The organism is Prauserella salsuginis (genome assembly GCF_024648885.1).
Lineage (GTDB): Bacteria > Actinomycetota > Actinomycetes > Mycobacteriales > Pseudonocardiaceae > Prauserella > Prauserella salsuginis.
The window spans coordinates 180,307-194,299 of sequence record NZ_JANBBF010000011.1; the positions used below are offsets into that span (position 1 = coordinate 180,307).

A 13,993-nucleotide genomic window follows, 5' to 3' on the forward strand; every position below is an offset into this window, starting at 1 on the left:
TGTTCCCTTCACGTCTCTTCCCACTGCTGGTCGCGAACTCGACCTCAGGAGTGGTCGTGCGGGGCGTCTCCCGGTGCAGTACCTCGATAAGAGGGGAGGATTCGTGGCTCCCGCCCGTCTCCCACCGCCACCCAGACGGACGCGCTCCGCGCGGCAGTGCTCGATCAATGCCCCGCAGGTGCCCCTGGGGCAGCCCGACCGGGGCGGTGCCGGCTCGCTTCGGGGGTGAGCCGGCACCGCCCGCGATCACTCGGCCGGAGCCAGGTAGTCGGCGACCGCCTTCGACGCGAGCAACGGCTCCGCGCTCCGCTTGCCCCGGTGGGCGACGTAGTTGGCGACCATCCCCCTCCCGCCGAACGGCGCGTTGCCGTTGTCGGTGTGCAGCAGGGTGGTGTTGACGCAGACCTCGTGCCGCTTCTGCAGGAGCTCAACGGTCTCCGGCAGATCGCCGTAGACCATCGCCCCCATGGCCCGTTCCTCGAAGAACGGCGACGCCAGGAACCCGTGCAGTTCGTCCTGTGTGGAGTAGCGCAACACGTTGAAGATCGGCGCGAACAGTTCCTCGCAGTTCGGTTTGCCGCCGATGTCGCGCAGCAGCACGGTCGGCTGCAGCTCACGGGTGGCGAGCTCGGCGTGCCCGCCGTGGACGATGTCGCCCGCGTGGCGGTGCAGGTGGTCGAGCGCGAATCCGAAAGCCTGCTCGTAGTGCATCGGGCCGTAGTCGGCGTGCGGATCGGCGTTGGTGCCGAAGACGAGGTCGTCGAGCCGCTTGGTGAGCAGCTCGAGGAACCGCTCGGAGACGGACTCGTGCACGAACAGCACGTCCGGCCCGAAGCAGTCCTGCCCCGAGTTCAGCAGGCGGATCTCGACGGCGTCGGTGACCGCCCTGTCGACGTCGGCGTTCTCACCGACGATGAACGGGTTGATGCCCTGGCCGAAGTAGACGAACAGCTGCTCGTCGCCGAGCTTCGAACGGATCTTCTCGGCGTTGGCGTAGGTACCCGTGAAGATCACCAGATCGGCCTCGGTGACGGGGCCCTCCACGAAGTCCCGCTGCGTGCTGGCCGACAGCTGGAGCGGGAGCCCGTGGTGGGGTTCGAGCAGCTCGTGCAGCCGGATCAGCTGCTTGTTGATGTGACTGGACGGGCGGAACACCACTCGCTCGCTGTAGAGCGCGGGCACCAGCAGGTACAGCACGTACGAGTAGAGCGGGATGTTCGACGGCATGAACACCGCGGTGGAGCCGATCCGCGGCGGCCGATATGTCGACACCTCCTCGAAGGCGCCGCTCAGCGTCTCGATCGCGGTGTCCAGTTCGCCTTCGGCGGTCTTGTGGTTGGACACCTCGGTCAGGATCGCGAGAATCTCCTCGCGGTGAGTCCTGAGGTAGTTCTCGACCGCGCGCAGCGCCGGTGCACGGTCGGCCAGCGGCACCCCGGTGTCGGTGCCGTCCTCACGGGCGAGCGCGACCGGGGAGTTCGACGCGGCGGTGTTGTCCGAGGCTTTCTCCACGGTCGTACGGAGCTGGTTCATGTCTACCTTTCCGTTTCTGTTGCGAGGGAAGGCGGGAACGACGACGACTTTGTTGGGGCGTTCGTGGACGGCGAGCCGGTCGTTGAAGAGTCGCCGCCACATCCGCGGGTCGCGGCGCGAGTCGTCGGCGACGGCGAACACGAGCTGGCAACCGCGCCGGGTGTCCTCGAAGGGGACGACCTCGACCGGCGCTCCGCAGGCTTCGGCCTTGCGTGCCAGCGCCTCGGGATACAGCGTGTGCCCGTGCCGGTGCACCGCACCTTTTCGGCCCAGCACGGCGACGTTGCCGCGCTCGTCGAGATAGCCGACGTCACCGGTGCGGTAGGCCGACCTGTCCACGTGGCGCAACGTGCCGTCGTCGGCCAGCAGCGCGGTCATGAAATCGGGGGTCCGCACCAGCAGCTCGCCGACCTCGCCGGGCGGCAACGACGTGCCGTCCTCGCCGAGGATGTCGATCTCGATGCCGTCCAACGGTTTGCCGAGCAGCGTCGGATCGTCCACACCGGCCAGCGCGATGTTGCCCGCCTCGCTGGATCCGTAGCCGTCCAGCAGCGGGGCGCCGATGACGTCGCGGAACTCGGTGGCGAGCGTGATCCCCAACGGCGCACCGCCGACACACCACATGCGCACCGAGGCCAGCGCCCCCGGTGCCACGGGTTTGCGTTCGAGCATGCGCAGGATGCTGTGGTAGGTCGACGGTGCTCCGTCCACGACCGTCACGTTCAGCCCTTCGACGGCTTCGAGCGCCCGGTCGAGCCGGGTGGGTGGAACGACGATCAGGCAGGCGTCGGCGAACCACCAGAGGAGAACCAGCGAGAGCCCGTACTGGTGCGAGAACGGCAGGAGCGGCAGCAGCACGTCGTCAGCGGTGTAGCCCATCCGCCGCTGCGAACGGTGGATGTTCGCCAGCACGCTGCCGCCCGACCTGACCACGCCGGTCGGACTGCCCGTCGTGCCCGACGACCAGACGATCAGCGCGTCCTGCCGGGCACTCCACGAGGCGAGGTCGATGTGCAGCGCGGATTCGGGGGCCGCGTCGTCCTCGGCTGTCAGTTCGCGCAGGCCGAACGTTCGGACCGGCTCGACCGGCCGGGCCGACGCCGCGTCGTCGCAGAGAAGCCACGTCGCCGAAGCTTTCGTGAGCGCACTGTTGCGGGCCTGGTCGGTCAACTGGTCGTCGAGCAGCATGATGCTGGCGTCGAGGTGCATCAGGGTGAGCAGCGCGATGACGAGGTCGGGGGAGTTGGCGCCGGAGAGCCCGACCCGGTCGCCTGCGCGGAATCCCTGTTCGCGCAGGCGCCGCGTCATCGCTGCGCCTCGCCGTTCGATGTCGGCCACGGTCAGCACGCCGGTGGGGGTGATGATTCTCGGTTTGGTGGAGTCCATGGTTGCTCCTGGGTGGAGGCGGCCGCTGCACTCGGGCATGCGGCTTGCGTCGGTGCGCCCGCCCGATGCCGGACGGGCGGCCGGGTCAGCGAGCCGGGGCGGCATCGGCGGAGTACTCCCGCAGCAGGTGGTCGATGAACTTCGGGTCGGTCCCGATCAGCGACAGGTGCTTGCGCAGGATGTTGACGCTCATCTCGCGGAAGTCGACGGCGATGCCCTCGAACTCGTTGTCCAGCCGGAGCGCCAGCGGCACGGCCTTCTCCAGCACCTCGTTGATCTGGTCGCCATAGCCCTCGTTGACGCCCGTGCGCAGGGCGTGCAGGCCGAATCCGACGTGCCGGGACTCGTCGCGGCACATCGCCGTGAAGGCGGTCTTGATCCCGTTGAACAGGTCGATGTCGCGCAGCGCGTGGACGAGCACGCGCTGTCCCACGAGTGCCAGTACTCCCTCGGTGATGAGGTGGAACAGCGTCACGGCCTGCAGCCACTGGCCGTAGTTCATCGGACGTTCGTGCAGTCCCCGTACGATGTCCGATTCGAGCATGCTGAGCTCGGCGTGTGCGGGCGTGCTGAGGTTCCAGGCTTCGGTGAGCATGGCCCGCGGGTTCTCGCTCATGCCCATGACTTCCTCACCGAGGCGGAAAACCGCCCGGGTGTGGCGCGTCTCGTCGGCGATCTGTGTCCCGAGGAAGAGGGAGTACTCCTCGTCGGGCGAACCGGTGAGGATCGGGCCGAGCATGTCGAGGCCCGTGTACTCGCCGATGATGAACGTGGCGATGGCGTTCTCGATCATCGTGCGCACCCCTTGGGGTACGCGCGGGTCGGCGAGCATCTCGTGGTCCATACCGAGGGAGATGTCCTCGGCCGACCACTGCTGGCGTTCCCACCTTTGGTACAGCTCAACGGGTTTTGGCTTGCGGCCGGCCACCAGATCGGCGTGCCGCAGGACGTCCGAGGACGGCAGCGCGGCCAGGTCGCCGAGCCGTGCTTCGTCCACGAGCAGAGTGCTCCAGCGGTTCAAGTCAGTCCTCCAGTGTGGAAGGCGAGCGGTGTCGGACGTCGACGACGCGTGAGAACGGGCCGCCGGACGGACGAACGGGTCGTGGCCGGACGCGCTCGAAGAAGAACTGGAGACGATGCCGTGTCGCCTTCCATCGCGGGGAGCGCGACGAAAGGCCGATGTGAACCGAACGTGATTGAAGGTAGTACCGCCTTAACTCGGCCGTGTGAACGTTCGTCGAGAAGTTTGCAGTAGGGAATCCTCGGTGCTACCGACTGTGTCGGCGAGTGGATGTCGAGGCGCCGGGGCACCCGTCAGCTCGCGGCGCCCGTTAAGGCGCTGTGAGCTGAGCGTGCGACCGATCCGAGCGCAGCCATCCGAAAGTCGGTGGTGTCCTGCGATTCGGTTGACACCCGCGTGCGGTCGCGGCAACCTCGCCGGCATCGCACTGATTTGCGGGCAGCACAGGCTGCCTCGCGAGGGGGCTGCGTGCGGCCATCGCTCGAATTCGAACCGGGACCATTGCCCGATGTGGACCGAACGCGCACAGCTGGGGAGCTTCGAGGTGCGCGGCAGGGCGAACACCTCAGACAACGAGACAATTTGTCGTAGCAATCTTCGGCGAAGCCGGAGAAGAACCTCATAAGGCACGACCGTGAAGTGTGACCGGTGTTTTTCCGGCGCATTCCTCGTCGTGTCATCAGGTCGTGCAATCAGGTGGTCAGTCCTTGTAGAGACGACACAGCACCGGAAATGGTGTACGAAACGACGCGAGGTGACCGGCATGGGGGTTTTCCGATGGTAAGAAAAATGTGCGTTCTCCGGTTTCCCGGTGAGAACGACTATCAGCTGGTCGAGTCGTGGTTGCGGCCGCTCTCGCCGACCAGCGCGCTGACGGGCGACACCCACGAGGTGGTGACCGCGGAGGCGGTGCGCGAGCTCAACGAGAGCGGCAAGGTGCGGTATCTGATGGTCGTGACCGACGACGGGGCTCCGGTCGGCGTCGTGAACTACCGGACGTCGGGTACGGCGGGGTCCTATGTGATCGGGGGTGCCATCGGTGACCCCGAGAAATGGAACGGCGGGGCGGGTGCGGATGCACTGGGGCAACTCGTCGATTTCCTTTTTCACGAACTCAACGCGCACCGGGTGGAGTTCAGCACGGCCTCCTACAACAAGCACACCCTGGCGATCCTCACCAAAGGTGGCTTCGTCCTCGAAGGTGTGCTGCGCGACTACTACTTCATGGACGGCATGTACCACGACCGCACCGTGTGGTCGATCCTGCGCGACGAGTTCTACGAGGGCGCCGCAGCACACGCCGATCAGTTCCCGGTCGAGGACCTCGTGCCGGAGAAGGACAAGCGACAGGCGCAGGAGGCGCTCGCGAAGTACCTCGCCTCGGACCCGCCGACCTCGCTGACCAGCTTCGGCGACCGCATCGCCCGCGTGCGGCCGTACTGATTCCGGCAGGAGGACGTCCGATGAATCCGCTCGCGCAGCTCTACACGCTCGCAGATCCCGTGTTCTTCGAGGATCCGGCCCGATGGCGGCCGGACGGCGCGGCTTTTCCGCTGGCCATGCAGGCCCCTCCGGAGGGGTGGAAGCGGGGTGGTTCCGACGGCTGGGTGTCGCTGCGACCGGAGTCCGTCCGGCTGCCGCCGCAGGGATGGAAGATCCACATCAGCGCGACGCCGGCCAACGCCGAGGAGGCGGTCCGGGTGGCCGCCGACTACTGCTTCCGCAACGGCATCACGTTCAAATTCCTCGGCGGCAGCAACCTGGTCAGGGCCTTCGGCCTCAAGTACGCGCCCAGAGCGGCGAGCGGCAAGGTCGTCACTCTCTACCCGGTCGACGATCACCAACTGACGACGTGTCTCGAAGACCTGGACGCCGAACTCGCAGGGAACACCGGCCCGTACATCCTCAGCGACCTGCGGTTCTGCAGTGGGCCGCTCTACGTCCGCTACGGCGGTTTCGCGAAACGCTTCTGCGTGACCGACGAGGGCGAGCGGGTACTGGCGATCGAGCGGCCGGACGGAACACTCGTACCCGACGAGCGGAAGCCGGTGTTCACGGTTCCGGACTGGGTGTCGGTGCCCGACGTGCTCCGGCCGAGTCTGGAACGGCGCAACGCGACCGGCGCCACCCTGGATTACCGCGTCGTCGAGGCGCTGCACTTCTCCAACGGCGGCGGGGTGTATGTGGCCAGGCGTAACACCGACGACACGGAGATCGTGCTCAAGGAGGCGCGCCCGCACGCGGGCCTGAGCGACGCCGACACCGATGCCGTCGGCCGGATGGACCACGAGATCTGGGCGTTGCGGCGGCTCGCCGGTATCGACGGCATTCCCGCGGTCCACGAGGTGACCACCGTGTGGGAGCACCAGTTCGTGGCGATGGACCGGGTGCCCGGCATGACGCTGCAGCAATGGCTCGCGCGGCACTATCCGTTGATCGGCGCGGCAGGCGGGGAGGCCGAACGTGCCGCCTACGTGCAGCGGGCCGAGCGCATTCACGCCAACGTGAAACGCCTGATCGAACGGATCCACGAACGCGGCGTTGTGTTCGCCGATCTCCATCCCGCCAACATCATCGTCGACGAGAACGACGAGGTGGGGCTCGTCGACTTCGAGGCGGCGTTCGAGGCGGGCGCGGGCCGGACGCAGCACATGGGGCACGCAGGCTTCACGTCGGCCACGGCCCTCGACGAGGACATCGACCGCAACGCGCTCGCGATCCTCCGGCTGTGGTTCTACCTGCCGCTGACGAGCGTGCTCGCGATCGCGCCCGACAAGCTGGACGCGCTGGTCGAGGTCGCCGCGGAGCTGTTCGACCTGCCGGCCGATTTCGCGACATCGATCACCGCCGCGGCGAAACGCGCCCCGGCGTCGCCGGCCTCGCCGGTGTCCGCGTTGCCGCGGGGCACGCCGGAGCCCGCCGACCGTCGTTGGCGCGACTCCGTCGCCGCCGCGATCACGGTCAGCGCGGAACCGGACCGGACCGACCGGCTCTTTCCCGGCGACACCGAGCAGTTCGTCACGGGCGGTGCCGGCTTCGCCCACGGTGCGGCCGGCGTCCTGTGGTCGCTGCAGGTGACGGGCTACGACGTCGACGAGGAACATCGGCGCTGGCTGCTCGAACGTGCCGACGAACCCGTGGCGGCGCCGGGGTTCCTGGACGGGGCGCACGGGATCGCGTACGTGCTCGACGAGTTCGGTCACCGGGACGCGGCGGCCGCGCTGATCGACCGTTCGGCCGAGGCAGTCGACCAGATGCGTGATGTGAGCTACATGAGCGGCCTGGCCGGGGTGGGGCTGCACTTGCTTCACCTGCACGGGAAGTATGGCTCGACCGGAAGCGGCCGCAGCGGCGACCGGCTGTCCGACGCCCTCCGCATCGCGCTGCGGCTGGAGGAGGCGGTGGCCGACGGGCGGGCACACGGCGTCGACAGGCCACCGGGCCGGCTCGGCCGTGCGGCGGATTCGGGAACCCACGGCGGTCTGATCCGAGGCTGGTCCGGACCCGCGCTGTTCTTTCTGCGGCTGTTCGAGGCGACCGGTGACAAGGGCTGGCTGGACACGGCGATCGCGGCGGTGCATCGGGATCTGCGGCTGTGCGTCGCCGACGAGGCCGGCAGCTGGCAGGTCGACGGCGGATTCCGGCGCCTGCCGTATCTGGACGTCGGTTCGGCGGGAATCGCCGTCGTAGTGGACGAGATTCTCCGGCACGTCGACGACGACGAACTCGAAGCTGCGGTGGCACCGCTCGTCTCGAGCTGTCACAGCGACTTCGTCATGGACGCAAATCTCTTTCACGGACGCGCCGGACTTATGGGCGTAAATGCTCGACTCGACCGCGGTCGTCCGGGTACAATTGATTCCAGGCAGACGGAAAGCCACCTCGAACGTTTGAGTTGGCACGCGCTTGCCTATCGTGGACATGTTTCTTTTCCCGGTGACGGATGTTCCCGCTTGTCCATGGATTTCGCAACTGGTAATGCGGGCGTCTTGGTTGCCGCGGCTTCCGTGGTGGATGAGAGTGTTCCGCTTCTTCCCTTCCTGTCCGTATGAGCATCGGGCCACCAGTGGGTTCGATGATTCGCGCGGCTGGGAAATATCAGAAAGGTGATTAGCATGGCTGTTCTGGACCTTCAGGCTCTGGAGACCTCGGCCGCGGAGGCGCAGCTTCCGGGTAGCACCGTCAGCAACAACTGCTGACGAATTTCTCCAGTAGATCCGCCCGCACTGGGCGGGAAACTTGTCGGAAATACTAGAAAGGTGATTAGCATGGCTGTTCTGGACCTTCAGGCTCTGGAGACCTCGGCTGCCGAGGCGCAGCTTCCGGGTAGCACCGTCAGCAACAACTGCTGACGAGCTTCTCCAGTGGTGCACTTCGACGCGAAGTGCTCTGTGGGAAGTAGGCATCGACACGGTGACCGGTGTTGCCGATCTGCGCTCGCACGGCCCGGAGAATCCGCTGCCGCTTGCGCAGCCTCCGGCCGGACGCACAGCTCGGCCCGTATCGACCGTGACTGATGTCGCCGTTGCCGGGGAGGCCTCGACCTCCCCGGCAACGGGTCCTTTCCGGTGTGGACATCCGACCGATGCGGGCGTCCACACCGGACCCTTGTGCCCGCGCGGGTGGTGGAAGTCGGAGGAGTGGCTTGACTCAGGCGACCTCGTCGTCGGGCGGCTCGGCTCGTACGGGCCGACACCGACCGGCGGACGGGCGACGGCCGGTCTCCCACATCCTTGCGGACTTCTCCGTCACCGGCCACCGTATCGACGCCAGGGGAGCGCGCAGGGGTGTCGAGTACGGCGGCCGGCACCGCACACCACATCGGCGCGGCGGGTACATCGCGATGCAGATCGCCTTCGCGATCAACCTGGCGGGCAACGCCATCGGCGCCGCCGGGTTCCCGATCTTCGTGCTCGACAGCACCGGCGACCTCGCGCTCACCGGATGGATCGTCACGGTGTCGATGGTCGGCTCGATCATCACGGGCGTCGTCGCCGGTCCGCTCATCGACCGCGCGGGGCTACGCGTCTCCTGGATCTTCTCCATCGTCGTCGGGACCACCCTGACCGCACTCACGTACGTGCTGTTCGTCTCAGGCGTGCTCGCTCCCTGGCTGCTGCTCGGTATCTCGTTCCTGCGCAACTCGGCCGACGAACCCGGGCGGGTCGCCACGTTCGGGCTGCTCCCGACCCTGGCCAAACAGGCCGGTCACTCGCTCGAGAGCGCCAACGCCACGCTACGGTCGATGAACGCCCTCGCGACGATCTTCGGTCCCATGGTCGCCGGTGGCATCGTCGCGGCGTTCGGCAGCCCGTGGGTGCTCGTCGTCGACGCGGCAGCGGGCGGCCTCGCGGCGGTGATCGTCATCGTCTTCCTGGCGGTTCCGGGAAGCGCGGCGGCGGAGAAGGGACGAACCGCCGCCGATCTGCGCACTTATCGGCAGCAGTTCGTCGTGGCCGTGCGGTTCTTCCGCTACGACAAACTGCTGTTGTCGCTGATCATCACGACCACGATCCTGGCGACCCTCGACAGCGCCGTGGGAACCATCGGGCTGACCGGCTACGCCTCGGACATCCTCGACGATGCGGCGTGGTACGGCGGTCTGGTCAGCGCCTTCGGCATCGGTTCGCTCATCGGGACGATCACCTACGGTGTCATCGGCGCACGGCTGCCGCGACGAGCCACGTATTTGGCGGCATATCTCGGTTTCGCGGCCATGCTGTTGCTGCTGACCGTCCAGGTTCACGTCGCGGCGGCGCTGGCCATCATGGTCGTCGGCGGTATTATGATCAGCCCGATCGACCTGTTGTACCTGCAAGTCCTGCAGGAACGCGTACCCGAGCGCATCTTCGGCTCGGTGACGAGCATCGTCACGACGATCGTGTCCGGTCCGGGCCCGGTCGGTGTCGCGATGCTCACCTGGCTTCTCGGAGCGGCGGGTACGCGAACCACGTTCGTGGTAATTGGATGTTGCTATCTGCTGATAGCCGTCGTGCTGTTCTTCGTCCGACCGTTGCACCGGCTGAAACGGCCACGGTTCGACGACGCACAGCCGACACAGCCGATCATGATCGGAACACTGACACGATAGATTGCCGCGTACAGGGCGGTCATCGAACGTTAATGGAGGATGTATGAGTGCCAACGTGAAGTCGTTGTTCATCGGTGCGGGAATGCTGATCGTGGGCCTGGTGCTCAGGTTCACCACCGAAGGCGTCGAGACGCCGGTGGTCACATTGACGAAGGTCGGCCTCGTGCTGGCCATTCTCGGCGCCGCCGAGCTGGTCATCACCGGTGCGTGGATGCTGTTCGGCTCCAAGGACAAAGACAAGGAGAAGGATCAGGTCGAGGGCCACTGACGCGGCCGGCCGCGGCCGTGCGAATCGGACACATCGAGCATCGGTAGGGCCGTAAGTATGGGACTCGACCCCGAACTGCCGGGCAGGAACGCCACCTGGGCGTTCCTGCCGGACCGCATCGAGATCGTCTATTCCAGCAGCAGCGGGATTCCGCGGTTGTTGCGGCGTATCGGACAGCGGTCGGTGCCGCTCGCGGCGATCGCGCGGGCCGCAGTCATGCACGGCGACGGTGCTCCGGTGTTGTCCCTGCGCATGCATCCGGGAGCGGACCCGCACACCGAGGTCGCCGCGGGACAGCTCGCCGAGGACTCGGAGCTGTACCGCCTCGAACTCGACCGTGGCCAGTCCGACCTGGCGGAGTACTACGCCGAGCACATCCGGCTGCTGACCGAGCAGCACGCCACCACGTGGTCCGAATCGGACGGATTCCTGCTCGGTGCGGAGCCGCCGCCGCTGCATCTGCGGTGCTTCGACGCCGATGCCCATCTCGACGCCGACAACCTGCACCTGCGGTGGAACGCCGATGCGACCCCGGAGAAGCGCGCCGGTGGCGACCGCACGTATCCGCTGGCGGATCTGCGGGATGTCGAGTGGGTGCGGCCGGGTGCGTTCAGCGGACAGCTGTCGGTACGGGTGAAGGGTGAATCCGGGGACCGGCCGCCCGCTGAGGAGGATCCCACGACCGTTCTTTTCGGTTTGGGTTGTGGCACCGTCGCCGACTCTCTACCATTCGGTGCATCACTTCTTGCCGGCATGCGGCGCCATGCGGCGCCCGCGTCGTCCGGAGCGTTGAGCGGCGGTCGGAGGACCGCCCTCGATGCCGGACCGCAGGAATCCCGCCTGGCGACATCGGTCGACGAGATCGCGAACGCCATTCGTGAGCTGGGATCGCTCAAGGAAGCCGGTCTGCTCGACGACGCCGAGTTCCAGCGCAAGAAGCAGGAGTTACTGGACCGGTTGTGACCGGAGCGCGCCTCCGGAAACGACTATTACTGGAGGCTGTGTCGGTGTCCGACGCGATGTACTTTCCGGGACTCGTCCCGACGAAATTCTCGGCCGTCGAGACGTTTTTGCGTGAGAACGAGTTCGCGCAGAAACGCATCCGGGTAGCCGACGAGGTGGTCGGCTACCCGGTTCTCGAGGCCTACGAGAAGGCCGACGTCTACGACTGGGAAGTGTTCGAGGTCGGCTTCATGGCGCTGACCCTCGCGCTGGCGGACTGGACGACCGCCAATCTCGGACTCCGGCCGGTGGTGTCGGGCGGGCAGAGTTTCGGTGCGCTCGCCGCGGCCGTCCACACCGGCTCGTTGTCCTATGAGGACGTCCTCACGCTGGTCCAGCGGAGCACCAAGGTCGAGGTCGACTACTTCGAGTCGCAACCGGAACCGCTCGGGTGCTTCTTCTTCTACCGCATGGATTCGGCTGCGGTGGACGATCTCGTCGCCGAGTTCCGGGCAGCGGGCCGCGACGTGGAGGTGTCGATCTATCTGGACAACACGGTGCACGCCGTGTCCGGTCCGATCGCCGACCTGGAAGTGCTGCGCGAGCGCGTGCGCGAGGAAGGCGGGTTCCCGTTCTACCTCATGAACCGCTCGGAACACTGCTCGTCCGTCGGACCGCTGCGAGCCCGGCTGGAGGAGGAGGTCTACCGCCACTACGCCTGGCAGGCGCCGACCGTGCCGATGCTCTCCGACGTCACCGGTGAGCTGCTCACCGACGGACACGCCGTCATGACCGATCTCCTCGACGGCTGGGTGACACCGGTCCGCTGGTCGACGGTGGTCGACGGGATGCGCTCCAGCGGTGCCCGCCGCGTCGTCATCGTCGGCCCCCGGAACATGTTCGCGCGGATCACCAACAACGTGATGCCGACCGCGGTGGTGACCCCCAAGGTCGCCGACGACTTCGCGACCGACGGTTTCACGATGCCGGCACCGCTGGAGGTGACGGCATGACCGGCCGGACGGGTTCGCGATCCGCGACGTACGACGGTGCCTGGCACGCGGTCGTCGACTTCCTCCGCACCGCGGGAGTCGACGTGATGACCGGCCTGCCGTCCGACGATCTCGCACTCCTCGACGCGTTGGACTCGGATTCGCCGCGGCTGGTCGTGTGCCGGGACCAGCGCAACGCGGCGTTCATGGCGACCGGGTACGCGCTGCAGGCAGGGTCGCCGGGAGTGTGTGTGGTCGGCAAGGGGCCGGCCGCGACCAACGTGATGACCGGGGTGCTCGAGGCCAAGTTCAGTGGAGCGCCGCTGCTCGTGATCGGCACCGGCACCGCGACCGACCGGCGGAGCGGCACGGCGTTCCAGGAGCTGGACCAGATGTCGGTGCTCGATCCCGTGGTCGCCTGGTCGGAACGGGTCGACAGCGCGGCCCGCTTGGTGCCGGCCCTCGAGCAGGCGTGGCGCCGCGCGCAAGGCCCGCCGAGTGGCCCGGTGTACCTGGAACTGCCCGAACAGCTGCTGACCGAGCAGATCACCCGCGGCCGGCCGTGGCAGACCGACATCGAACCGGCCGGCGGGGTGCGATTCGACGACCGCAGCCCGGTGGTGGAGGCCGTGCGTCGCGCGCGGCGGCCGATCCTGCTGGTCGGTGGCGGAACGCGGCACCGCAATGCCGACGGTGTCGTGGAGCGGTTCGCCGCCGGTCTGGGCGCAGCGGTGTTCAGCACCGCGTCCGGGCGCGGATGCTTCGACGAGGACGACGAGCGTTTCCTCGGTCTGTCCGGCCTGTACCTGCGGCCGGCGGCGGCACAGTTGTGGCGGGACTCCGACCTCGTGGTGACGCTGGGCAGCAGGTTGGAGGAGACGGCGACCTTCGGCTGGCCGGACGTCGCGGACATGCCCCCGGTCGTCCAGGTCAATGTCGACGTCGCCGGCTTCTCGGCCGAATGGGACGGACATCGGGTGCTGGGCGACGTCGGCGACGTCCTGCGGGAGTGGATCCCCGTACTCGAGGGTGCCGAACGGGACGAGGCGTGGCAGGAGCGGATCGCCGAGGCCCGTCGCCGACTGCGCTCGGACGCGGTGGTTCCTGCCGACGGGGAGCCCGCGCCGGGAACGGTGCGGGTCGCTCGGCTGCTGTCGGCTGTGGACAGTGTCGTCCCGCGTGATCGCATTCTCGTGCAGGAGAACGGACTGCAGGACATGTGGTCCTACATCTATCCGTACTACGCGTGCGCGGCCGAGGGCGGCTCGATCGTGCCGTCCGAGCAGACGAGCCTCGGCTTCGGCGCCGCGGGCTCGGGCGGCGTGTTCCTGGCAGCGCAGGGAAAGCCTGTCGTCGCGTTCGTCGGTGACGGCGCTTTCGCGATGGTGCGAGGCGACCTGGCGACCTTCGCGAAGGAACGTCTGGGCGTGCTGTTCGTGGTAATCTGCAACGGCGGATACGGCTGGTTGCAGTCGCAATTGGGCGGGCACAGGCGCGCCGGTGAGCGGTTCTCGTTCATCGCACCCGGCGCTGCCGACGCACCCGGTGACGTCGCGCGGAACTTCGCAGAGGAACGCGACGTCCACCAGGTCGCCGTCACCGACGAGGCCGCGCTCGACGCGGCGTTGACGAAGGCATACGAACGAACCGCAGCCGGTACGGTTTCCGTTGTCCATGTCGCGGTGGATCTGAGCGACGCTCCTCCGGGCATCTCCGACATCGAAGGTGACTTCACAGCACCGGATCCCGCCTGAACCGGC

11 protein-coding genes are annotated in these 13,993 nt (G+C 67.4%); 9 read left to right on the forward strand and 2 right to left on the reverse strand.

Annotated features, from left to right (window positions below; genetic code table 11):
* Positions 1-246 precede the first annotated feature (246 nt).
* Entirely contained in the window at positions 247-2,919 is a 2,673-nt protein-coding gene (locus LY40_RS15815) for an aldehyde dehydrogenase family protein (protein ID WP_258937315.1), read from the reverse strand.
* 85 nt (positions 2,920-3,004) lie between these two features.
* Positions 3,005-3,940 carry a ribonucleotide-diphosphate reductase subunit beta gene (locus LY40_RS15820; RefSeq protein WP_183778789.1) on the reverse strand — a complete coding sequence of 312 codons (936 nt, stop codon included), beginning with the start codon at positions 3,938-3,940 and terminating at the stop codon, positions 3,005-3,007.
* Positions 3,941-4,729: 789 nt separating this feature from the next.
* Between LY40_RS15820 and LY40_RS15825 the strand changes: the two genes are divergently transcribed.
* The 9 genes from LY40_RS15825 (at position 4,730) to LY40_RS15855 (ending at position 13,987) form a co-directional block, all read left to right on the forward strand.
* Complete coding sequence (locus tag LY40_RS15825) at positions 4,730-5,383, forward strand: GNAT family N-acetyltransferase (protein ID WP_183778787.1); 654 nt, start codon at positions 4,730-4,732, stop codon at positions 5,381-5,383.
* Positions 5,384-5,403: 20 nt separating this feature from the next.
* Positions 5,404-7,992 carry a class III lanthionine synthetase LanKC gene (gene lanKC, locus LY40_RS15830; RefSeq protein ID WP_258937316.1) on the forward strand — a complete coding sequence of 863 codons (2,589 nt, stop codon included), beginning with the start codon at positions 5,404-5,406 and terminating at the stop codon, positions 7,990-7,992.
* 63 nt (positions 7,993-8,055) lie between these two features.
* Positions 8,056-8,139: a class III lanthipeptide gene (locus LY40_RS26540; RefSeq protein ID WP_253854779.1), complete on the forward strand. Its 84-nt coding sequence runs from the start codon at positions 8,056-8,058 to the stop codon at positions 8,137-8,139.
* Positions 8,140-8,208: 69 nt separating this feature from the next.
* Entirely contained in the window at positions 8,209-8,292 is an 84-nt protein-coding gene (locus LY40_RS26545; RefSeq protein ID WP_253854779.1) for a class III lanthipeptide, read from the forward strand.
* A gap of 293 nt (positions 8,293-8,585) precedes the next feature.
* Complete coding sequence (locus LY40_RS15835) at positions 8,586-10,031, forward strand: MFS transporter (protein WP_183778783.1); 1,446 nt, start codon at positions 8,586-8,588, stop codon at positions 10,029-10,031.
* Positions 10,032-10,074: 43 nt separating this feature from the next.
* Positions 10,075-10,299 carry a DUF5708 family protein gene (locus LY40_RS15840; protein ID WP_183778781.1) on the forward strand — a complete coding sequence of 75 codons (225 nt, stop codon included), beginning with the start codon at positions 10,075-10,077 and terminating at the stop codon, positions 10,297-10,299.
* A 57-nt stretch (positions 10,300-10,356) separates the two neighbouring features.
* Positions 10,357-11,262 (forward strand): DUF4429 domain-containing protein, encoded by a 906-nt coding sequence (locus tag LY40_RS15845; RefSeq protein WP_258937317.1) that lies wholly within the window; start codon positions 10,357-10,359, stop codon positions 11,260-11,262.
* A 44-nt stretch (positions 11,263-11,306) separates the two neighbouring features.
* The gene (locus LY40_RS15850) at positions 11,307-12,254 is read left to right on the forward strand and encodes a hypothetical protein (RefSeq protein ID WP_258937318.1); all 948 of its coding nucleotides are present in this window, start codon (positions 11,307-11,309) and stop codon (positions 12,252-12,254) included.
* Positions 12,251-13,987 (forward strand): thiamine pyrophosphate-binding protein, encoded by a 1,737-nt coding sequence (locus tag LY40_RS15855; protein WP_258937319.1) that lies wholly within the window; start codon positions 12,251-12,253, stop codon positions 13,985-13,987. The genes LY40_RS15850 and LY40_RS15855 overlap by 4 nt, the downstream gene beginning before the upstream one ends.
* The last annotated feature ends 6 nt before the right edge of the window (positions 13,988-13,993 follow it).

Coding starts and splice junctions, on each gene's coding strand:
- LY40_RS15815 (WP_258937315.1), bottom strand. CDS start 2,919: ATGGACTCCACCAAACCGAGAATCATCACCCCCACCGGCGTGCTGACC.
- LY40_RS15825 (WP_183778787.1), top strand. CDS start 4,730: ATGTGCGTTCTCCGGTTTCCCGGTGAGAACGACTATCAGCTGGTCGAG.
- lanKC (WP_258937316.1), top strand. CDS start 5,404: ATGAATCCGCTCGCGCAGCTCTACACGCTCGCAGATCCCGTGTTCTTC.
- LY40_RS26540 (WP_253854779.1), top strand. CDS start 8,056: ATGGCTGTTCTGGACCTTCAGGCTCTGGAGACCTCGGCCGCGGAGGCG.
- LY40_RS26545 (WP_253854779.1), top strand. CDS start 8,209: ATGGCTGTTCTGGACCTTCAGGCTCTGGAGACCTCGGCTGCCGAGGCG.
- LY40_RS15840 (WP_183778781.1), top strand. CDS start 10,075: ATGAGTGCCAACGTGAAGTCGTTGTTCATCGGTGCGGGAATGCTGATC.
- LY40_RS15845 (WP_258937317.1), top strand. CDS start 10,357: ATGGGACTCGACCCCGAACTGCCGGGCAGGAACGCCACCTGGGCGTTC.
- LY40_RS15855 (WP_258937319.1), top strand. CDS start 12,251: ATGACCGGCCGGACGGGTTCGCGATCCGCGACGTACGACGGTGCCTGG.